General features: G+C 69.3%; 17 protein-coding genes and 2 tRNA genes. 10 read left to right on the forward strand and 9 right to left on the reverse strand.

What is annotated here, in order from left to right; translation table 11 throughout:
• The first annotated feature begins 201 nt into the window (after window positions 1–201).
• The 3 genes from ACWTPI_RS26510 (at window position 202) to cynR (ending at window position 2344) form a co-directional block, all read left to right on the forward strand.
• On the forward strand, window positions 202–1029 hold the full coding sequence (locus ACWTPI_RS26510; protein ID WP_454733204.1) for a hypothetical protein: 828 nt from the start codon (window positions 202–204) through the stop codon (window positions 1027–1029).
• Between the two features lie 89 nt (window positions 1030–1118).
• Window positions 1119–1195 (forward strand) — tRNA-Arg (locus ACWTPI_RS26515).
• 222 nt (window positions 1196–1417) lie between these two features.
• A complete protein-coding gene (gene cynR, locus ACWTPI_RS26520; protein ID WP_454733205.1) occupies window positions 1418–2344 on the forward strand; it encodes a transcriptional regulator CynR in 927 nt (308 codons plus the stop codon).
• On the opposite strand, the gene ACWTPI_RS26525 is transcribed toward cynR, so the two are convergent.
• Together ACWTPI_RS26525 and ACWTPI_RS26530 are read right to left on the reverse strand one after the other, a co-directional pair.
• On the reverse strand, window positions 2317–2874 hold the full coding sequence (locus ACWTPI_RS26525) for a DUF934 domain-containing protein (RefSeq protein WP_454733206.1): 558 nt from the start codon (window positions 2872–2874) through the stop codon (window positions 2317–2319). The two genes, cynR and ACWTPI_RS26525, sit on opposite strands and share 28 nt — an antisense overlap.
• Window positions 2875–2881: 7 nt before the next feature.
• Window positions 2882–4624, reverse strand: coding sequence for a nitrite/sulfite reductase (locus tag ACWTPI_RS26530; RefSeq protein WP_454733207.1), 1743 nt, complete (start codon window positions 4622–4624; stop codon window positions 2882–2884).
• A 272-nt stretch (window positions 4625–4896) separates the two neighbouring features.
• On the opposite strand from ACWTPI_RS26530, the gene ACWTPI_RS26535 reads away from it, so the two are divergent.
• A complete protein-coding gene (locus ACWTPI_RS26535; RefSeq protein WP_454733208.1) occupies window positions 4897–5487 on the forward strand; it encodes a TetR/AcrR family transcriptional regulator in 591 nt (196 codons plus the stop codon).
• A 79-nt stretch (window positions 5488–5566) separates the two neighbouring features.
• On the opposite strand, the gene ACWTPI_RS26540 is transcribed toward ACWTPI_RS26535, so the two are convergent.
• A complete protein-coding gene (locus tag ACWTPI_RS26540; RefSeq protein ID WP_059411752.1) occupies window positions 5567–5929 on the reverse strand; it encodes a hypothetical protein in 363 nt (120 codons plus the stop codon).
• 163 nt (window positions 5930–6092) lie between these two features.
• Here ACWTPI_RS26540 and ACWTPI_RS26545 point away from each other — a divergent pair, with 163 nt between their 5' ends.
• Entirely contained in the window at window positions 6093–6317 is a 225-nt protein-coding gene (locus ACWTPI_RS26545) for a DUF6566 family protein (protein ID WP_059411751.1), read from the forward strand.
• Between the two features lie 143 nt (window positions 6318–6460).
• Window positions 6461–6536: transfer RNA gene (locus tag ACWTPI_RS26550), tRNA-Met, on the forward strand.
• 212 nt (window positions 6537–6748) lie between these two features.
• Here the strand turns inward: ACWTPI_RS26550 and ACWTPI_RS26555 are convergent.
• Window positions 6749–7396 (reverse strand): TetR/AcrR family transcriptional regulator, encoded by a 648-nt coding sequence (locus tag ACWTPI_RS26555; protein WP_454733209.1) that lies wholly within the window; start codon window positions 7394–7396, stop codon window positions 6749–6751.
• Window positions 7397–7659: 263 nt separating this feature from the next.
• Here ACWTPI_RS26555 and ACWTPI_RS26560 point away from each other — a divergent pair, with 263 nt between their 5' ends.
• Together ACWTPI_RS26560 and ACWTPI_RS26565 are read left to right on the forward strand one after the other, a co-directional pair.
• Window positions 7660–9228 (forward strand): flavin-containing monooxygenase, encoded by a 1569-nt coding sequence (locus ACWTPI_RS26560; RefSeq protein WP_454733210.1) that lies wholly within the window; start codon window positions 7660–7662, stop codon window positions 9226–9228.
• 12 nt (window positions 9229–9240) lie between these two features.
• Window positions 9241–10200: an alpha/beta fold hydrolase gene (locus ACWTPI_RS26565; protein ID WP_020203365.1), complete on the forward strand. Its 960-nt coding sequence runs from the start codon at window positions 9241–9243 to the stop codon at window positions 10198–10200.
• Between the two features lie 216 nt (window positions 10201–10416).
• Here the strand turns inward: ACWTPI_RS26565 and ACWTPI_RS26570 are convergent, their stop codons facing one another.
• Both ACWTPI_RS26570 and ACWTPI_RS26575 read right to left on the reverse strand, forming a co-directional pair.
• Complete coding sequence (locus tag ACWTPI_RS26570) at window positions 10417–10623, reverse strand: hypothetical protein (RefSeq protein ID WP_020203366.1); 207 nt, start codon at window positions 10621–10623, stop codon at window positions 10417–10419.
• A 219-nt stretch (window positions 10624–10842) separates the two neighbouring features.
• Window positions 10843–11964, reverse strand: coding sequence for a right-handed parallel beta-helix repeat-containing protein (locus tag ACWTPI_RS26575; RefSeq protein WP_454733211.1), 1122 nt, complete (start codon window positions 11962–11964; stop codon window positions 10843–10845).
• Between the two features lie 770 nt (window positions 11965–12734).
• Between ACWTPI_RS26575 and ACWTPI_RS26580 the strand changes: the two genes are divergently transcribed.
• Window positions 12735–14144, forward strand: a complete 1410-nt coding sequence (locus ACWTPI_RS26580) for a DUF1254 domain-containing protein (RefSeq protein WP_454733212.1) — start codon at window positions 12735–12737, stop codon at window positions 14142–14144.
• Between the two features lie 46 nt (window positions 14145–14190).
• Here ACWTPI_RS26580 and ACWTPI_RS26585 read toward each other — a convergent pair whose 3' ends face one another.
• Window positions 14191–16281 carry a TonB-dependent receptor family protein gene (locus ACWTPI_RS26585; protein ID WP_454733213.1) on the reverse strand — a complete coding sequence of 697 codons (2091 nt, stop codon included), beginning with the start codon at window positions 16279–16281 and terminating at the stop codon, window positions 14191–14193.
• Between the two features lie 178 nt (window positions 16282–16459).
• Window positions 16460–18823 carry a 5-methyltetrahydropteroyltriglutamate--homocysteine S-methyltransferase gene (metE, locus tag ACWTPI_RS26590; RefSeq protein WP_059411743.1) on the reverse strand — a complete coding sequence of 788 codons (2364 nt, stop codon included), beginning with the start codon at window positions 18821–18823 and terminating at the stop codon, window positions 16460–16462.
• A 133-nt stretch (window positions 18824–18956) separates the two neighbouring features.
• On the opposite strand from metE, the gene ACWTPI_RS26595 reads away from it, so the two are divergent.
• A complete protein-coding gene (locus tag ACWTPI_RS26595) occupies window positions 18957–19880 on the forward strand; it encodes a LysR family transcriptional regulator (protein ID WP_454733214.1) in 924 nt (307 codons plus the stop codon).
• Window positions 19881–19895: 15 nt separating this feature from the next.
• Here the strand turns inward: ACWTPI_RS26595 and ACWTPI_RS26600 are convergent, their stop codons facing one another.
• Window positions 19896–21176 (reverse strand): MFS transporter, encoded by a 1281-nt coding sequence (locus ACWTPI_RS26600; RefSeq protein WP_454733215.1) that lies wholly within the window; start codon window positions 21174–21176, stop codon window positions 19896–19898.
• Window positions 21177–21194 lie beyond the last annotated feature (18 nt).

The following is a 21194-nucleotide window of genomic DNA, read 5'->3' on the forward strand; positions in this document are numbered from 1 at the left end:
GAGCGCCCTTACGGTCGCGAGGGCTTTGACCTATGCTCAAGCAAAGCCGTAGCGGATTTTCAAGCCAGAGGTGCGGTCATGGCCAGGGGCGCGTGGTCTCCGAGCAGGGCGCAGGTCGGTGCCAGCGGGCATTGCCCGGGTATTCACGATCGCCATCTCCATCCCCATCCGTGCCGCCAGTGTTGTTGCTCGATACTCGCCATGATCGTGGCCAGCCTCGCCCAGGGCGAGGAAAGGCCAGCCGGCGGCGGCACCTTCGGCTGGGACCAGCTCGAAGGCGAACCGCCCGCGCAGGTCTCCGGCAGCGATGCGGTCATCGTCGCCGCCAATACGCTCGGCGCCGCGCCGGCCGGCATGGCCGCCGACACGGTTGCCACGGCGCCGGCCATGCCGGCCGGCGCGGCGCGCGGCGGCCAGCCTGTCCTGGTTGCCTCGCTCGGCGGCTGGGGCCGACCCGCCACCACGCATTCGTCCGGCACGCCCGCCACGGCTTACAACGACGCGCCAGGCCCGCTGCCAGCCTACGCGGACCCGGCGCCGCGCGCCGCGTGGCCCGCCGTGTCGGTGCACCTCGACGACGCCACCTCGGCCACGGGCCATGTCGGCAACCGCGTGCAGAGCATGGCGCTGTCGCTCGACACCGTGCTGCCGCGCAGCGGCGGCCTGACGATCCAGCCGCGCGTGCAGCTCGCCTACCAGCCGGCCCTCGACCGCAGCGGCACGGGTTTCCTCGGCAGCCAGCCCGCGGACGCGAGCGCGGCCGAAGTGCTGGTGCGGCTCTACCGTACCCAGCCGACCCGGCTCAACGGCGCCAACGGGGTCTACCCGTTCGTCGAAGCCGATCTCTGGCAAGACCACAAGCAGGCCATCAACATCAACGGCACACGCATCGACCCCGACATGCTGCGCGGGCTGCTGTCGGTCAACGTCGGCGCGCACGGCAGCACGAACGGCGGCGTCAAGCTGTGGATCAAGCTCAAGGCCGGACGCAACCCGGGCGGCACGCTGGGCGCGCGCTATCGCTGGTAGGCCCCGCAGCGGCGGGAAAACGGCCTGACACATGGCTGTAAAAAACGCTTGCATTCAGGCATGGCTGCGCTACAATTGCGACCTCGCGTGCGGCTGTAGCTCAGTTGGATAGAGTACTTGGCTACGAACCAAGGGGTCGTGGGTTCGAATCCTGCCAGCCGCACCACCTTATTTGAAGGGCTTCCGTTTCCGGGAGCCCTTTTTGCATTGTCTTTTTCATTGCCCTGTCCGTCGTCGCGCGCATTGCCCGCGCTGTCGCATTGTCACGGGCCGCCATCTGCCGCGAAGCGGTTCCAGCGGCGGCGCACGAAAGTCCGGGTGCGATCCGCTATTGGTCCAGGGACTGGCTTACCATCCCTCCCATAGCCAATCCCAATCGTTGATCCCGATGCTGCTCCGCCATGTCCGCTACTTTCTCGCCGTTGCCGAATGCGGCAATTTCACCCGCGCGGCCGAGGCGCTGCATGTTTCGCAGCCGACGCTTTCGCAGCAGATCCGGCAACTGGAGGACACGCTCGGCGTGCAGTTGTTCGACCGCTCGGGCCGCAGCGTCCGCACCACCGATGCCGGGCAGGCTTACCTGCTCTATGCGCGGCGCGCGCTGCAGGATCTGGAGGCGGGCAAGCGGGCGGTTCACGATGTCCAGGAACTGACGCGCGGCAGCTTGCGGCTGGCGATGACGCCGACGTTCACGCCTTATCTGGTCGGGCCGCTCGTGATGGATTTCAATGAGCGCTATCCCGGCATCGTCTTGAGCGTGCTGGAGATGCCGCAGGCGCAGATCGAGCAGATGCTGCTGCAGGACAGCCTCGACATGGGCATCGCGTTCAAGGACGTGCGGCTGGCGGACATCGACACGCAGCCGCTGCTGCTGGAGCCGCTGGCGCTGGTGGTGGGCGCGGGGCACCGCTATGCCAGGCGGCGCACGCCGCTCACGCGCAAGGAGATGCAGGACGAGCCGTTTGCCTTGCTGACGCAGGAGTTCGCCACGCGCCACTACATCGACAATTATCTTGGCCGGCAGGGCATCGTGCCGCAGGTCGCGCTGGAGGCGAACTCGGTCAGCGCGGTGGTCGAGGCGGTGCGGCGCGGCCGCCTGATGACGGTGCTGCCGGCCGCCATCGCGCAGGACAGCGGCGACCTGCGCAAGGTCAGGCTGGAGCCGCCGCTGCCGCCGCGCGAGGCCGCGCTGCTCCAGCGCAGGGGCGCCTACCGCAGCGCGGCCGTGCGGGCCTTCGTCGCGTTCGCCCAGGAGGTGCTGCCGGCCTGGACGCCAGCGCCGGACGCTCAGGCCGGCGTGGCCGGGCGCCGGTAGCCTTTCTGGTAATGGACCGTGAATGTGCCGAGCGCTTCGAGGGCCGCGCGGGGATCGTGGCTGGGTTTGATGGCGAAGCTGTCGAAGCCGCAGCGCGCCATGTAGTGCACCGTGTCGATCATCACGTCGCCCACCGCGCGCAGCTCGCCGGTCCAGCCGTATTGCGTGCGCAGCAACTGCGCCAGCGAGTAGCCGCGGCCATCGGTGTAGACGGGGAAGTCGATCGCCAGGTGGGCGATGCCGGCCGGGTCGATGACGTTCGCGCCGGGCTCGAGCAGCAGTTCGGGGTCGGCGTCCGGCGCGAGATACACGGCGACCGGATGCGCGCGCTGCCGCAGCCGGGCTTTCATCGCCAGCCAGGTGGCGGCGGTGACGAGCCAGCCGTCCTCGTCGGGCGGCAGCGCGGCGGGCGCATCGGCGCCGTCGCCTTTTCCAACTTCACCGCCTTCACCGTCATTGGCAACGAAGGCGCGCCACTTGTCCGGCTCGAGCGCGCCGTTGCGGATGACGTTGGCGACCGGGTTTGTCATGCGGGCCTCAGACACGTGCGTTCTCCGCCTGCAGCTTGCGCTGGACGATCCGCGCGTCGGTGTAGACCGCGGTCTTGAACGGTTCGATGCCGGTGCGCTCGACCACGTCGATGAACCGTTCCTCGTCGTCCTCGCGCAGCGAGAGGTAGGTCTGCACCAGCAGTTCCACCACGTCGGGGATTTCCTCGCGCGCGAACGACGGGCCGATGATCTTGCCGATGGCCGCGCCGCCGGCGCCGTCTTCCATGTCGCGCCGCTCGCCGGACAGCGCGCCGTTCTGGCGGCCGCCGATGGTGACCTGGTACCACTCCTCGCCGGCCTTGTCGACGCCGAGGATGCCGATGTGGCCCACGTGGTGGTGCCCGCACGAGTTGATGCAGCCGGAGATGTTCAGGTCCAGCTCGCCGATGTCGTGGAGGAAGTCGAGGTCGTCGAAGCGCTGCTGGATGGCCTCGGCCAGCGGGATGGAGACGGCATTGGCGAGCGAGCAGAAGTCGCCGCCCGGGCAGGCGATGATGTTGGTCAGCAGGCCGATGTTCGGCGTGGCCAGCCGCAACGGGTCCAGCCGTTGCCAGACCTGATGCAGGTGGACGCGGCGGATGTCGGCGAGGATGAGGTTCTGCTCGTGCGAGACGCGCAGTTCGCCGAAGCCGTAGGTGTCGGCGAGGTCGGCGACGGCATCCATCTGGTCGGCGGTGATGTCGCCCGGCGGGCTGCCGGTGGCCTTGAGCGATACCGTGACCGAGCAATAGCCGGCCACGCGGTGGGCATGGACGTTGCTGCGCAGCCAGCGGCGGAAGCGCGGGTCCTGTTCTGCCAGCGCGGCCGCGGGGTCGTCGTCGCCGGCCGCGGCGGGATCGTAGGCCGGCGTGGTGAAGCGGCCGGCGATGTCCTGCACGAACTCGGCGCTGACCGTGTCGGGGCCGCCGCGGATGCGCTGCCATTGCTCGTCGACCTGCTGCGCGAACACGGCCGGGGTGAGGTCCTTGACGAGGATCTTGATGCGCGCCTTGTACTTGTTGTCGCGGCGGCCGTGCAGGTTGTAGACGCGCAGCGTGGCCTGCAGGTAGGTCAGCAGGTCCGACCAGTGCACGTATTCGCTGATCAGCTTGCCCACGATCGGCGTGCGGCCCATGCCGCCGCCCACCCACACGCGAAAACCGGTCTCGCCGTCGCGGCTGACGGCCTGCAGGCCGATGTCGTGCACGCCCACCGCGGCCCGGTCCGTGCGCGCGCCGCTCACGGCGATCTTGAACTTGCGCGGCAGGAAGGCGAACTCGGGATGCAGCATCGACCATTGCCGGATGATCTCGCACCAGACCAGCGGGTTGACGATCTCGTCCGGCGCGATGCCGGCGAGGTGGTCGGTGGTGGTGTTGCGGATGCAGTTGCCGCTGGTCTGGATCGCGTGCATCTGCACCGTGGCCAGCTCGGCGAGGATGGCGGGCGCGTCTTCCAGGCGCGGCCAGTTGAACTGCATGTTCTGGCGGGTGCTGAAATGGCCGTAGCCGCGGTCCCAGCGGCGCGCGATATGGGCGAGCTTGCGCAGCTGCCGGCTGGCGAGCATGCCGTAGGGAATCGCCACGCGCAGCATGGGCGCGTGGCGCTGGATGTAGAGGCCGTTCTGCAGGCGCAGCACGCGGAATTCATCTTCCGTCAGCCGGCCGTCCAGGAAGCGCGTGGTCTGGTCGGAGAACTGGGCGACGCGCTGGTCGACCACCTGCTGGTCGACGGTGTCATACGAGTACATGGCAAAGATCGCGGCAGCCGCTACCCGGGGGGCGGGCGCGGGCGGCTTGAGTGAGGAGAGGGCACAAGGCTAGCCGGTGGGCCGCCGGCCGAACAGGATCAGTTCCGGCGAATTCGGTCATACCAGGTGACGGATGCGCGGCGGGGGTTCCGTTTGCCGGGCCGAATGGGGGCATCGCAGAGCCGGCGCGGTACCGGCGCCATGCCCCGGCTTTACAGAGACAGGTCTGTCTGCAATACTGAGTTGTCTATCTCATTTCAAGGAAGGGCGCCATGGCACAGCCCTCGGCCCGGGACCGGATTCTCGACACGGCGGCACGGCTGTTCTACCAGGACGGCTTCCGGGCGACCGGCATCGACAAGATCATTGCCGAATCCGATGTGGCGAAGATGTCGCTCTACCGGCATTTCGCCTCCAAGAACGAACTGATTTCCGCCTTTCTCGACTGGCGCCATGACTTCTGGATGCACTGGTTCACCGAGGAGGTGGAGGCGCGCTTTGCCGTCTCGCCGGGCCTCGGCGTGATCGCCGAAGCCCTGGGCGCGTGGTTCGCGCAGGACACCTTCCGCGGCTGCGCCTTCATCAACGTGGTCGCCGAGGCGGGCAGCACCGGGGTGCCGGAGCATCTGCAGCAGGCCGTCGCGCACAAGGCGTCGCTTAGCGCGTACCTTGCCGACATCGCCGGGCGGCTGGGGCTGGCGGAACCCGGCGAGGTGGCCGAGGAAGCCATGCTGTGCCTCGAAGGCATGATCGTCCGCTACCAGATGACCGCCGATCCGGCCGTGGTGGAGCACGGCAAGCGCCTGCTCGCGCGCCTCGAGCAGAGCGTCGGTGTCCGCGCGGCGAGCGCTGCCGCGGCCTGAACCTCAAGCAGCGGAATAGCGGCTGCGCCTGGCGGCCGGGCGGCGCGATGCGGCTGCGCGCGGCCTTGCGCGGTTCCGCTCAAGGCTCGCAGGCCGTCTCCTGCAGCGTGGCGTAGTGGCGCTCGCCGCGCGTGCGCAGGCACAGCGTGACGGGACTGAGGAATTCCATGCCTTCGGCGATGCTGAAGCTGATGCGCGCGCCGTCGCGCTCGAACGCCAGCGCGTCGATGGTCCACGGCAGCGCCTTCAGGGCCGCCGTGTCGATGCCCGAAAGGTACAGCGTGGCGCCGGCGGCCTGCGCGGCCGCCTCGGCTTCGGGATTCCAAGTGTCGGCCGTGAGCAGCGGGTCGTCCACCGTCAGGAGCGGGCAGCGGATCGACAGCCGGGCCGCGGCGGGGCGCTGGCTGTACAGGTAGAGGGTGCCGGGATCGCAGCTGAACATGATTTCTTGGCCTCATGTGATACTGTATGGATATACAGTATAGCGTGCTTTTCGCAGATTGCAGGCCGCCGGCAAGAGGGGGATGCCAGGGCCTTGCCGCGGGGGCGCATGCTAGGATGCGGCGCAGGATTCGCCCCGCGGCGAGAACGGACGGGCACGCCAAATGGACAGCGGCACCAAGGAGTACAAGGCGGAATACAAGGGGTACGTCATCCACGTGTTCTGCAGAACCATCAAGGCCGGCCTGCACATGGCGTCGTGCGCGATCTGGGAGGATGGCGCCATCGTCCAGGACGCGCGGGCGATCGGCAGCCAGCACGCCACGCCTGACGAGGCGAAGGCGGCGGCCTATGCCTGGGCAAGGAAGTGGATCGACGGCAATAGCTGAAAGCGAACGCTGCACTGCTTCGCCACCACGTCACCGCGCTGCCGGGCACTCCGCGCCGCAAACGGGCCGCCGGGCTAGGCGCTTTTCCGGTTTTTTCCCGCCCAGGGGTATCCAGATGCCACCGATCCGCGTATATTTCGGCCCGCGGGGTGGAGCAGTTGGCAGCTCGTCGGGCTCATAACCCGAAGGTCGCAGGTTCAAGTCCTGCCCCCGCAACCACATTCCCTACATCGACACCCGCGCCGATACGCCAGCTTTGCGTCAGGCCAATCGGCGGTGCGGTCATCGGTCACTCGCCGAAGCAGGGCGCCGCCGTAGCCGCAGCGCAGGCTGGCCGGCGAAGCGCTCCTCGATCCAGTCACTGGCCTTACCGGCCGCATCCCTCGCAGTGAAACGGCTTTGCCTGTCGTGGCTGGCAACGCAATGGCCGGCTAGCGCGCCGTATCGATATTCAGCAGCGCCTGTCCCGTTTCGGTGAGGTAGGGCGAGAACAGGCTCATCACCTGCGACGCGCCCCAACTGATGTGTTCGCGCCGCAGCGCGTCGATGCCGTGGCGCGAGCGCAGGTAATCGATCCAGTACGTCGACACGATCCAGCTATTGACCACGAGGTGGTCGAGCTGCGCCGGCGTGGCGCGCAGCAGGCCCGCCGCTTCCATGCTGGCGAACACGCGCCGCACGTGGCGCTGGCCGTCGTCGGCGAGCGCCTCGGTGCGCGCGCGCAGGGCGGGGGCGAGCGCGCGGATCGCGGCCGCGTCGCGGTAGAAGAAACGCCATTCCCACATCAGGCTGAACCAGCCGCTCAGGTAGCCGGCAAAGCGCTGCGGCGCGTTACCTTGCGCGAGGTCGGCCACGGCGGTGTCGCGCAGCGCGTGCTCGAACGCGTCGAACAGCGCTTCGAGAATCTGCTCCTTGCGGTTGAAGTGGTAATGGAGATTGCCTTCCTTGATGCCGACCGCCGCGGCGATCTCAGCCGTGGTCACGACCATCGGCCCGCGCTCGTTGAACAGGCTCAGGCAGGCCGCGAGGATGCGCTCGCGGGTCTTGGGCCGCCGCGCCGCGGCGCTGTCCGCGCTCATGGGCGGCGCTCCGCGCGGGTGGCCGGATCGGGTCGGCGGTGTTTGGCATGCAGCATGTCTTGCGTGGCGCGCGAGGCCAGGGCTTAAGGGAAAGCCCGGGTTCGGGCGATCCCGGTTGATTAATTAGGGTGAACACCCTAGTCTAGTCGGAAGTCGGCACGCGGGCACCACGGCAATGCGCAAACGCGCAGACGAGCGAGACGCAGGAAATGCGATGCCGAGGTGCCCGGCCACGACCGGCCAACAGGAACAGGAGACAACCGATGCTAGCAGGCAACGCAGACAAGGCGCATCCCCCGGCGCGGCAGGCGCCGCAAGAGCAGGTCCACCATTTCGATGTGCTGGTCGTGGGCGCCGGGCTGTCCGGCATCTGCGCGGCCTACCACCTGCAGACCAGTTGCCCGGGCAAGCGCTACGCCATCCTGGAGGGCCGCGACGCCATCGGCGGCACCTGGGACCTGTTCCGCTATCCCGGCGTGCGCTCCGACTCGGACATGTACACGCTGGGCTTCAGCTTCCGGCCGTGGCGCAGCGACAAGTCGATCGCCGCCGGCGACGCCATCCTCGAATACATCCGCGACACGGCCAGGACCTTCGACATCGAGCGCCACATCCGCTTCGGCCACCGCGCCACGCGCGCGTCGTGGTCGTCCGAGACGGCGCGCTGGACGGTGGACGCCGCCGTGGGCCCGCAGGGCGAGCCGGCGCGCTTCACCTGCAATTTCCTCTACCTGTGCAGCGGCTACTACGACTACGCGGACGGCTACATGCCGGGCTGGCCGGGCATGGAGCGCTTCGGCGGCCGCGTGGTGCATCCCCAGCACTGGCCCGAGGACCTCGTCTACGACGACCAGCGCGTGGTGGTGATCGGCAGCGGCGCCACCGCCGTGACGCTGCTCCCGGAGATGGCCAAGCGCGCCGCGCACGTGACCATGCTGCAGCGCTCGCCGACCTACATCGTCGCGCGCCCGTCCAGCGACGCGGTGTCCGCCTGGCTGCGGCGCAAGCTGCCGGCCGGCATGGCGCATCGGGTCACGCGCTGGAAGAACGTGCTGTTCGGCATGTACTTCTACCACCTCGCGCGCAGGAAGCCGGAACTGGTCAAGCGCAAGATTCTCGAGGCCGCGCGCGCGCAGCTCGGCCCGGACTACGACGTCGACAAGCATTTCTCGCCAGCCTACAAGCCGTGGGACCAGCGCCTGTGCCTGGTGCCGGACTCGGACCTGTTCAAGTCGATCCGCGCGGGCAGGGCGTCGGTGGTGACCGACCATATCGAATCCTTCACCGAGACCGGCCTGCAGCTGCGCTCCGGGCAGACGCTCGACGCGGACGTGATCGTCACCGCCACCGGCCTGCAACTGAAGGTGGCGGGCGGCATGCGGATCGAGGTGGACGGCGAGCCCGCCGATCCGGCGCAGGCCTTCATGTACAAGGGCATGATGTACAGCGACGTGCCCAACCTGGCGGTGGCGATGGGCTACGTCAATGCGTCGTGGACGCTGAAGGCGGAGTTGTCGTCGATGTACGTCTGCCGGCTCATCAACCACATGGAGGCCAACGGCCATGACTGGTGCGCGCCGCGGCGCGGCCACGCCGCCGGCGACGACGAGCCTTCGCTGTCGCTGACCTCGGGCTACGTGCAGCGCGCCAGCGGCATCCTGCCCCGGCAGGGCAGCAAGCGTCCGTGGCGGGTCCACCAGAACTACCTGTTCGACCTGATGGCGCTCAAGTTCGGCAAAGTGGAGGATGATGCGATGGAATTCGGCCGGGCCGGCCCGGCCGCGCCGCGCGCGCCGGCGCCCGCCCGGGCGGCGGAATCGGCGCACGGTTGAGGAAAGGACGCCATGACCATACTGATTGCCTGCATCGCCATCGTCGCCGCCGTCATCGCCGGCCTGGTGGCATTCACTGCGTTCATCGCGCGCAAGGTCGAGAAGGCGCTGCCGCCGCGCGGCAAGTTCATCGAGATCGACGGCGCCCGCCTGCACTACATCGACCAGGGCCAGGGGCCGGTGATCGTGATGGTGCACGGGCTGGGCGGCCAGACCGGCAATTTCTCCTACGCGCTGCTGGAGCGGCTGACGCCGCGCTTCCGCGTGATCCTGGTCGACCGGCCCGGCTCGGGGTATTCGACCCGTCCGGCGGGCATGTCGGCGCGCCTGCGCAAGCAGAGCGAGGTCATCGCCCGGTTCATGCGGGCGCTGGACCTGAAAGACCCGCTGCTGGTGGGGCATTCGCTGGGCGGCGCGGTCGCGCTCGGCGTGGCGCTCGATCATCCGGGCACGGCCGCCGGCCTGGCGCTGATCGCGCCGCTCACGCATCCGGTAGCCGGCCCGCCCGCCGTGTTCCGCGCGCTGGCGGTATCGCCGGCCGCGCTGCGGCGCGTGGTTGCGTGGACGCTGGCCATCCCGCGCTCGATCCTGCGCGGGCGCGACATGCTGGAATTCGTCTTCAGCCCGGAGCGCCCGCCGGCGGATTTCGGCACCGCCGGCGGCGGCCTGCTCGGCCTGCGGCCGGGCGCGTTCTATGCCGCGTCGTCCGACATGACCAGCCTGGAGGAAGACCTGCCCGCGATGGCCGGGCGCTATGCGTCGCTGGCGCTGCCGGTCAGCATCCTGTACGGCACGGCCGACGCCATCCTCGACTGGCGCGCGCACGGGCAGGCCATGAAGGACAAGCTGCCGGCGCTGGAACTGGAACTGGTGCCCGGCGGGCACATGCTGCCGGTCACGATCCCGGACCAGGCCGCGGCCTGGCTCGCGGCGGCGGCCGAGCGCACGCGGCTGGCCGGCGCGCCGGCCTGACCGCCGCCCGCATTCGGATTGCATCCGGGCAGCATCGCTACCGCGTGACCGGCCCCGGCGCCGGTCCACGCCAATGCCTCCCGCTCAAGCCACGCATGGGCGGTGCGACCGCCGCTGCATGGTCATGGACGTTCGGCATCCGGCGGAACCGCGCGATGTCCTCGCCACGGTGTTCCGTGCATGGTGCCGTGGGCGGCGCGCCGCAGGGCGCGGCCCTCAGGACACGGAGAAGGTGCGCACGAGCTTGGTCTTGAGCGGCCACGGTCGCGCCGCCAGGATCCAGATGCACAACAGCGGACCCATCAGCGGGATCAGCGACAGGTAGGCATAGGGTGCGCCGAAGTGCGCGGCGCGGAAGACCTTCCTGAATGGAAAGAACCACATGGCTTCGAAAGCCAGGAACCCCAGAAGATAAAACGTCATTGCGGTGCTTCCTGTGTAATTCCTGCTCCGTATCGCGCCTCTGAGAGACTCTGAAGGTCCCTGCTGGTGTTGCCGTATGGCATCGGGCAGCGTTTCCGGTGTGGCATCGGTGTTGTGCAGCGGGATTGTAGTGCGCAACCGCGCAGGTACAATCCCGCCCCTTCGGGGGATTCCTATTGATCGGAAGGTTCCTGTTAGCTTGCCGCCATTTCCCGTCGTCTACGGCAGGTAGGTATTGTTTTCCGCGACCAGCCCCGAAACGGGGCGTCCGAGATACATGGCGCGATATTGGGCGCCCGTCACGATGTCGGCGCTTCTGCTGCCGGAAAAGGTATTTCCGCTCACCGTATTATTGTCGTCCTCCACGATCACGCCCTGCCGGACATTGCTGAAGCGGTTGCTTATCACCCGGTTGTCCTGCGCATAATCGAGGAAATAGCGGCCGGCATAGTAGGAGGGATCGCCGCAATTCCAGTTGCTCAGGTCCCGGCTCTGCCGCGACGCGATCCACACGCCCACGCTCTGCGCGGCGAAATCGTTGTCCTGGATCAGGTTGCGGTCCGAGTGCTGCCAGCGCGTCGGGCCCTGGTTCTCGCCGCAGTTCTTGTAGAGCGCGATGGCGGCCAGGGCGTTGCCGCTGAACTGGTTGCCCGCGATCACGTTGCCGGCCGAGGAGTCGATGGCGATGGCTTCGCGGGTGCGCGGCACGCCGTTGCCGGTGAACGTGGAGTCCACGATCCGGTTGTCGCGCGTCGAGGCGTCCAGGTACACGCCCGGGCCGCGCGAGCCGGTCACGGTGACATGGCTCAGCGTGATGCCGGAGGCGTAGGTCTCGATATAGATGCCGGTGTCGCCCGCGCCTGCCACGCTGACATTCTCGATCAGCACCTGCTGCGGCGTGCGCGCGTAGATGTCGTCGCGGGAGTAGGTCTGCAGCCTGGCCGCGAGCGAGCCGCTCCAGCCGACCGCGATGCCCGCCGAGGCCTGGTCCTTGAGGCGGCAGTTGCGGATGGTGACGTTGCTTAGCGGGTTGCCGCGCGAGTTCACGTAGATGCCCTTGGCGTCGGTGCCGCGGCCGTCGATGAGCGCGCCGCTGCAATCCAGCGTGACGCCGGAGCGGGTGATGGTGAAGGCCTGCCTGTAGACGCAGGCGCCGTCGAGCACGGTATCGGCGGCGACTTCGGCCGGCGCCGTGCAGGTGGGCGCGCCCGGCACCGCGGATGGCATGTTGTCGCTGGCCGGGCCATCGCCGCCACCGCCGCAGCCGGGCAGGAACAGGAATAGGGGCAGGACGATGCCCGGGCCAAGACGATAAAGAAAGGGTCGTTTCCAGTTGGACATGAGGGCGCCTCCGGTGCGGGTGCAATACAGGTGTTATGGATCCGCCGGACAAAAGGCGGCCCCGCGCCCGCGGGCCGGCCGCGGGTGCCATTTTTCTGATCGAATGAATCTGGTTATCCCGCGATTTTCGCGGGCAGTAATATCGGACAGTAGCCGGGCAGGGGCCATTGATTATTCAATGGTCCCGCTGTCTCGATCCGGATAGTCTGGTGTTTCCCCGTTGGATGATTTTCCCGTCTTGTTTTTCTCTCCCCGTGTTGAGATGGTTCCGTGGCTGACGTAGGAAATTTCTCTGCCAGCGATGAGAGAATTCTAATTACGGTTTTTGGAAATTAATATAAGAATGCTCTTATTTTTGACGGTATTTAATGGCCGATCAGAGGGTGGTTTACCCTCTAATCCTGGCGGAAAGGCAGAACCGGATGGCGCGCCGGCCCAGGCGCGTCAATGCATCAATGGCCGGGCGGCCCGGTGGCCGCGCGGCGAGCCGGGGCGCGAGCCGGCCGGGCCGCGCGGGCGCGCTCCCGCAAGAATCATGCGGACGCAGGCGGCGCCGGCCGACGCGGGGTCTCGTCCGGCCCGCCGGCGCACCGGCCATAAGGCCGGCCGTTGGTGCGCTGCACCGCATTAATTCAGACACGCGAATTGACAAGCCCGGACTCGCCAGCCCATCATCGTTCGAATAAAATCACACGTTCGTGCGGGAAAATATCTCCGCTTCAGCGGTAACCGGCACGACGGGTAGTCAAACCAAAAAAGGGATCGGGGTCATGAGTTTTTCGATTCGCCAGATCGCGGGCGCGGCGGCCCTCGGCCTGCTGCTGGCAGGTTGCGCCGCGGGACCGCAGAAGGCGCAGGCGCCGCAGGGCGCCTCCAGCCAGCCGGATGCGACGGTCAAGGCCTTGTCGGCCCAGGTATTCACCTACGCTTATCCGCTGGTGCTGATGGACGTCACGCGCGAGGTCATGACCGCGCGCACGCCGGCCAATACCTTCGCGCACATGCGCGGCTTTCCCGATGCCACGTTTACCGACGTGGTCAGCCCCAACGCCGACACGCTCTATTCCACGGCATGGCTGGACCTGAGCGAGGAGCCGCAGATCCTGTCGCTGCCCGATACCCGCGGCCGCTACTACCTGATGCCGATGATGGATGCGTGGACCAATGTGTTCGCCTCGCCGGGCAAGCGCACCACGGGCACCAGGAAAGCCGTGTTCGCCATCACCGGCCCGCGCTGGACCGGCACGCTGCCGCCCGGCGTGAAGGAAATCCGCGCCCCGACCGAGATGGTCTGGCTGATCGGCCGCACCCAGACCAACGGCAAGAAGGACTACGCGGCGGTGCGCCGCCTGCAGAGCCAGTACCGCCTGATGCCGCTGTCGGCGTGGCAGGGCGGCGGCAAGGCGCGGTCGCAGGCGGCGCCGGCGGGCAATGCCGTGGACACGGAAACGCCGCCGGCCGAGCAGGTCGCGGCGATGGACGCGCAGGCCTTCTTCACGCGCTTCGCCGCGCTGCTGCCGGCCAATCCGCCGGCGCCGGCCGACGCGGCGATGGTCGAGTCGATCAGGAAGCTCGGCATCGTGCCCGGCGCGCCGTTCTCGGTGACGGCGCTGGAGCCCGCCACGGCCCGCGCCGTGCAAGAAGGCGCCACCACCGCGCTGGCCGGCATCGCGGGCGCGGCCAAGCGCGCCGCCGATACCGGGGCGGAATGGACGGTCCGCCCCGGTATCGGCAACTACGGCACCGCCTACGGCAAGCGCGCACTGGTCGCGTGGGTGGGGCTGGGCGCCAACCTGCCCGCCGATGCGGTCTATCCCGCCACGCGCGTCGATTCGGCCGGCAAGCCGCTGGACGGATCGAAGCGCTACGTCATGCATTTCGACAAGAACCAGCTGCCGCCGACCAATGCGTTCTGGTCGCTCACGCTCTACAACGACAAGCAGGCGTTCGTGGCGAACCCGCTGAACCGCTACGCCATCGGCGACCGCGACCGCCTCAGGTACAACCGCGACGGCTCGCTCGACATCGCCATCCAGAACGCGCGCCCGCCCGGCAGCCAGGTATCCAACTGGCTGCCGGCGCCGCCGGACGGCTTCAACCTGATGCTGCGCGTCTACTGGCCCGGGCAGTCCGTGCTCGACGGCACCTGGGTGGCGCCGCCGGTGGAGCGGATCGACTGACCGGACGCGCCGGGGCGGCGGGTCTCGCCGCTCCGGCCGCGGTCTCTCAGAAGCGGTACCTCACCCCGGCATAGAACGCGCGCCCCGTGCCGGGATAGAACACCGCGGTGTTCGCCGTGCGCGCGTCCGTCACGGTGCTGAAGTCGCTCACGTAGCGCTTGTTCCCCAGGTTCCTGGCATCCAGGAAGACCGTCACCCCGCCCCGGAACGCGTAGCTGGCCTGCAGGCCGAACAGCGCGTAGCCCGGCGTGCGCAAGGTATTCGCATAGTCCACGTAGGCGCCGCCCGGCACCCAGTCGATGGTGCCGGCCACGCGCAGTCCGCCCGCGCGGCTGTACGCGACGGTGGTGCGCAGCACGTGCTCGGGCACGCCCGCGATGCGGTTGTTGCCGTACTGCGCATCGTTGTCGAAGCGGAAATCGCTGTAGTTCCACAGTTGCGACAGCGTGAGCGCGTCGCCGGCGCCGAACACATTGCGCAGCACGTCGCCGGACACGCCCAGCTCCACACCCTGCAGCGTGGTGCGCCCGGCGTTGAAGGTGGAGGCGGGCACGTCCGGGTTGGTGGTGTATTGCAGCAGCTGGTCGCGCACCAGCGAGCGGTAGGCCGTCACGTCCCAGGCAAAGCGCTCGCGCTTGCCGCGCGTGCCGATCTCCATCGTCCAGCCATGCTGCGCGGCCAGCGGCACGAAGCGCGTGGTCGCGGCGATGGTCTGGCTCAGGTCGGTGAAGTCCGGCACGTCGGTGCTGCGCGTGATGTCGGCGAAAGCCTGCACGTCGCGCGCGGGTTCCCACAGCACGCCGAACTTGGGATTGACGCCACTGAAGGTGGCGCGGTCCGACCTGGCCGCCGGGTTGGCGGGCAGGCCGCCGTAGTCGTGGTAGTCGCGCACGCTGCGGTAGGCCTTGGCGCCGGCCATCAGCGCGAACGTGGGCGTGACCCACAGGCGGTCTTCGAGATAGGCCTCGTAGTTGTAGGCGTCCTGCGCCGCGTTGAGGGTCTGCGCGCCGCGGTTGCCGGCGTTGTTGACGAACTGGCGCGCATCGTTGTTGCCGCCGAAGAAGCGCGCGCCGGCGATGACCTGGTTGCGCAGGCCGCCGATGGTGTGGGTGCCGGTGTAGCGCGGCGCGAAGCCGTAGGTCCAGTAGTCCTGGTCGACGACCTGGAAGATCGGGTGGTACAGGCTCTTGTGGATGACCCAGGTGCTGAAGTCGAGCTGGCCGCTGTCGAGCTTCACCGTGGTGACGTTGGCCACGCGCTCGGTGCGCGTGTCGCGCGCCTGGTCGCCCGAGAGCGCGCTGGCGGAAGCCTTGCGCGGGCTGCCGAGCGCGTCGCCGAGCGAGAGCGAGCCCGGCAGCTGCTGGTCGACGACGTAGGCGCCGAGATAGAAGCGTGTCTCCACCGCGGGGCTGAAGCGGTAGCCGAAGTTGGCGTTGAACTGCTCGTACTGGCCGCGCTCGTGGGCGCGGAAGCCGTCCGCGTGGTTGACGCTCAGGCTGGCCAGGAAATCGAACGCGCCGATCTGGCGCGAGACCTGGCCGCTGGCGCGCGCCGTGCCGAAGCTGCCGCCGTCCACGCGCACCTCGTTGCGCGCCTCGGCGGTAAACGCCGTGGGCGTGGTGAAGTTGAGCGCGCCGCCGAGCGTGGTGCTGCCGTAGGCCAGCCCGTTGCCGCCTTTGTAGACTTCGGCCGCGCTCAGCGCGAGCGGGTCGATCTGGTAGTAGTCGCCGCTGCCGTCGGCGAAGTTGGTGGGCACGCCGTCCTGCAGGATTTCCAGCCCGCGCACGTGATAGCCGCGCGCGATGCCCGAGCCGCGCACCGACAGGCGCAGCTCCTGCCCGTAGCGCTCCTGCACGTACACGCCCGGCGCGTCCTTGAGCACGTCGCGCAGGTTGCTGGCGTAGCTGTCGCCATACGCGGCGGCGTCGACGAAGCCGACCGAGCCGGCGGTGCCGAACAGCGTTTCCTTCTGCTGGCTCACGGCGGGCACCGTGAGCGAGCCTTCGGCGCGGGCGGTCACGGTGGCGGCCGGCAGCGTCACCGTGACATCGGCGCCGGCCTGCGCCAGCGCGGCCGTGGTGAATGCCGCGGCGGGCAGCGCGGCGGCGCGCCGCCTCCAGTATCTGCTTCGTTTCATCTTCTTCCCTTGTGGCGGCGGTCCTGCGTGGGACACGCGCCTCGTATCGTGCTGGACAAGCCGCGTACGATACGAAACAAGGCTTGCCGCACGCTATGTGACACAGCGACGCAAGGGAAGAAAGCCGGCGGGCAAACGGCGGCGCCAGCCCGCCCGCGCGGCGGGCCGGCGCGCCGGTTCAGCGCGCGTGGCCGGCGCAGTCGCAGGCTTGCGTGGCGTGATGCGCCGCCTGGCCCGCGGCGCCGGCACGCTGCCAGCGCGCGGCGCCGTCGTTGCCGACGCGCTCGCGCAGCGCGCGCGCGGCCGCCACCATGTTGGCCAGCGCGGCCTCGGTCTCCGGCCATGCGCGCGTCTTGAGGCCGCAGTCCGGGTTGACCCACAGCCGCTGCGGCGGAATCACCTCGCAGGCGCGCTCGAGCAGATGCGTGATGGCCTCCACGCTGGGCACGCGCGGCGAGTGGATGTCGTACACGCCCGGCCCGATCTCGTTGGGATAGTCGAACTCGCCGAAGCCTTCGAGCAGCTCCATCGCCGAGCGCGAGGTCTCGATGGTGATCACGTCCGCGTCGAGCGCGGCGATGGCCGGCAGGATGTCGTTGAACTCCGCATAGCACATATGGGTGTGGATCTGCGTCTGGTCCGCCACCGAGGCGGCCGAGATCTTGAAGGCATGCACGGCCCAGGCGAGATAGGCGGCCCAGTCGCCCTTGCGCAGCGGCAGGCCCTCGCGCAGCGCGGGCTCGTCGATCTGGATCACGCGGATGCCGGCCTGCTCGAGGTCGCTCACCTCGTCGCGGATCGCCAGCGCGAGTTGCAGCGCGGTGGCCGAGCGGGGCTGGTCGTCGCGCACGAACGACCATTGCAGCATCGTCACCGGGCCCGTGAGCATGCCCTTCATCGGCCGCTCGGTGAGCGACTGCGCGTAGCGCGTGGTCTCCACCGTCATCGGCTCGGGGCGGTACACGTCGCCGTAGATCACCGGCGGCTTGACGCAGCGCGAGCCGTAGCTCTGCACCCAGCCGTTGGCGGTGAACGCATAGCCGCACAACTGCTCGCCGAAATATTCCACCATGTCGTTGCGCTCGGCCTCGCCGTGCACCAGCACGTCCAGGCCCAGCGCTTCCTGCTTGCGCACGGCGGTCTCGATCTCGGCGCGGATGCGCTGCAGGTATTCCAGCGCGCCGATGTCGCCGCGCTTGTAGGCTGCGCGCGTCTGGCGGATCGCCGCGGTCTGCGGGAACGAGCCGATGGTGGTGGTGGGCAGCGCCGGCAGTTGCAGCGCGTCGCGCTGGCGGGCGATGCGCACGTCGAACGCGCTGTCGCGCTCGGCCATGTCGGCGGTGATGGCGGCCATGCGCGCCTGCACCTGCTGGTTGACCACGCGGCGCGAGTTGCGGCGCGAGGCCAGCGCGGCGTCGTTGGCGGCAAGCTGCGCGGCGACGGCGGCTTCGCCTTCGTCGAGCGCGCGCGCCAGCACGTTCACCTCGGCGAGCTTCTCGGTGGCGAAGGCCAGCCAGCTCTTGATCTCGGCATCGAGCTTGTGCTCGGCCGCGAGCGACACCGGCACGTGCAGCAGCGAGCAGGACGGCGCCACCCACAGGCGCTCGCCCAGCTCGGCCCGCAGCGGCGCCAGCACGGCCAGCGCGCGGCGCAGGTCGGCGCGCCAGATGTTGCGGCCGTCGATCACGCCGGCCGAGAGCACCGCGCCGGCCGGCAGCACGCGGCGCCATGCGTCGAGCTGCTGCGGCGCGCGCACCAGGTCGACGTGGAAGCCCTGCACCGGCAGCGCGGCGGCGCGCGCGGCGTGGTCGGCGGCGGTGTCGAAGTAGGTGGCCAGCAGCAGCTTGACGCCGCTGCCGGCCAGCGCCGCGTAGGCGCTGTCATAGGCGTCGAGCCAGGCCGGCTCCAGGTCCAGGCACAGCGCCGGCTCGTCGATCTGCACCCACTCGATGCCGCGCTCGCGCAGGCGCGCCAGGATGCGGGCGTAGGCGGCCGCCAGCGCCGGCAGCAGGCTCAGGCGGTCGAAGCCCTCGACGTGGCTCTTGGACAGCCACAGGTAAGTGACCGGCCCGATCAGCACCGGCTTGGCGGACAGGCCCAGCGCCAGCGCCTCGTCCACCTCGTCGAAGAACCAGTCCACGCCGCCGTCGAAGCGCGTGTCGGGTCCAAGCTCGGGCACCAGGTAGTGGTAGTTGGTATCGAACCACTTGGTCATTTCCAGCGCGGGCTGCGCCTTGTTGCCGCGCGCCAGCTCGAAATACTGCGCCAGGCTCAGTTGCTTCGCGTCGAAGCCGAAGCGCGCGGGCAGGGCGCCGAGCAGCGCGCTCGTGCCGAGCACCTGGTCGTAGTAGGCGAAGTCGCCCACCGCCACGCTGTCCAGGCCCGCCTCGGCCTGGGCCTGCCAGTGCTGCCGGCGCAGGCCGGCGGCCACTTCGCGCAGGTCGGATTCGGCGGTCTCGCCGCGCCAGAAGGCTTCCTGGGCGAATTTCAGTTCGCGCTGGGCGCCGATGCGGGGAAAGCCCGCGATATGTGTCCGTGCCATCTGGTACTCCGTATGTGGTGTGTGACGATGGCGCCCAGTGTCGGATCCGGCGTAGAATGAATCAAGCGATAAGATTTAATCAACGTATGAATCAGTTTCATATCAGGTTTCATATCAGGCGGAGCGGCCAGTCATGATCGAAGTCAGGCACCTGCGTTCCCTCGTGGCGATCGCCGAATCGGGCAAGCTCGCCACCGCGGCCGAGCGCGTGCACGTGAGCCAGTCGGCGCTGTCGCACCAGATCAAGGGCATCGAGTCGCACTACGGCCTGCCGCTGTTCGACCGCACCCGCCAGGGGCTGCGCTTCACGCCCGCCGGCGAGCGCCTGCTGGCGCTGGCGCGCGAGACGCTGGCCGCCATCAGCACGGCCGAGCGCGACCTCGCGCGGCTCAAGGGCGACACGCGCGGCGAGCTGCGCATCGTGCTCGAATGCCATACCTGCTTCGACTGGCTGATGCCGGTCATGGACGAGTTCCGCCGCCGCTGGCCGGAAGTGGAGGTGGACCTGGTGGCGGGCTTCCACGCCGACCCGCTGGCGCTGCTGGCCGAAGGCCGGACCGACATGGTGATCGGCTCGCTGCCGCCGGCCAAGCGCGGGCTGGCGGTGGCGCCGCTGTTCCGCTTCGAGATCCTGGCGGTGATCGCCAACGAGCACCGGCTGCGCAACAAGCGCCGCATCGAGGCGCAGGACCTCGCCGGCGAGACCCTCATCACCTACCCGGTGCCCGAGCAGCGCATCGATCTGATCCGCGAGGTGCTGGAGCCGGCCGGCATCAAGCTGCAGCGGCGCACGGCCGAACTCACGGTGGCGGTACTGCAACTGGTGGCCAGCCGCCGCGGCGTGGCCGCGCTGCCGAACTGGGGCGTGAAGAACTACGTCGACCACGACTACGTGCTGGCCAAGCGCATCGGCGCGCGGGGGCTGTGGAGCGAGTTGTACGCGACCACGCCGGCGGCGCTGGCGCAGCGGCCCTACGTGCGCGACTTCGTTTCCATCGTGCGCGACACCTGCGCCGCCGAACTGGACGGCATCGAACTGCTGCCGGACAACCGGTAGCGTCCCGGTGGCGGGTCAGGCGGAGCGCGGAGCCGCGCCGCGCGGCGCGGGCGGCGGCGCGGGCGTGCCGGCCACGCTGTCGTCGATCGGGAAATGCAGCAGCGCCGCCACCAGCCCGGCCAGCGCCGTGGCGGCCCACACGAGCGAGTAGGAGCCGGTCAGGTCGAACATGAAGCCGCCCAGCCAAGCGCCGAGGAAGGAGCCTATCTGGTGGCTGAGGAAGACCACGCCGAACAGCGTGCCGAGATGGCGCGTGCCGAACACCTTGGCCACCAGCCCGCTGGTGAGCGGCACCGTGCCGAGCCACGTCAGGCCCATCACGGCCGCGAACACCATCACCGAGGTGGCGCTCTTGGGCAGCAGCAGGAAGGCGGCGATGGCCACGCCGCGCACGAGGTAGAGCCAGCCCAGCACGTATTGCTGGCGGAAGCGCCCGCCCAGCCAGCCGCAGGCCCAGCTTCCCGCCATGTTGAACAGCCCGATCAGCGCCAGCGCGGTCGCGCCCAGCCCGGCGGGCAGGTGGCACAGCGTCAGGTAGCCCGGCAAGTGGGTGCCGATGAACGCCAGCTGGAAGCCGCAGGTGAAGAAACCGAGCGTGAGCAGCCGGTAGCCGCGGTGGCGGCTTGCCAGCGCCAGCACCGGGCGCAGCGGCTCCGCCGGCGCCTGCCGCGCGGGCGCGCCGCCGGCGTGGCGCTTTTCGAGCATGAGGCCGAGCGGCGCGGCCAGCAGCATCACCGCGGCGAGCACGAACAGCGAGGCGCCGACGCCCGCGCCCGCGCGCACCGACTGCGCCAGCGGCACCACCAGCACCTGCCCGAGCGAGCCGCCCGCGCTGGCGATGCCCATCGCCATGCTGCGCTGCGCGGGCGTGGCCACGCGGCCCACCGCGCTCAGCACCACGCCGAAGCTGGTGCAACTGATGCCGATGCCGACCAGCACGCCCATGCCGATGACCAGCATGGCGCCCGACGGCGCCACCGCCGCCAGCCCGAGGCCCGCCGCGAAGGCCGCGCCGCCGAACGCCACCACCGGCGCGCAGCCGTGGCGGTCGGCCGCGGCGCCGGCGAACGGCTGGGCCAGGCCCCATACGAGGTTATGCAGCGCGATGGCGAACGCGATCAGCGTGACCGGCATGCCGCGGTCGAACGACAAGGGGCCGAGGAACAGCCCGAAGGTCTGCCGCACGCCCATCGCCGCGCTGAGGATCAGCGCGGCCGCGATCACTACCGGCAGCGCGGGGTTGCGCAGGGAACCCCTGCGCGGGTCGTGGTGGTCTTGGGCTGGCGCCGTCGGCATGGTGGTGTTCCTCCTGCG

The sequence above is a fragment of the Cupriavidus ulmosensis genome (assembly GCF_977008105.1).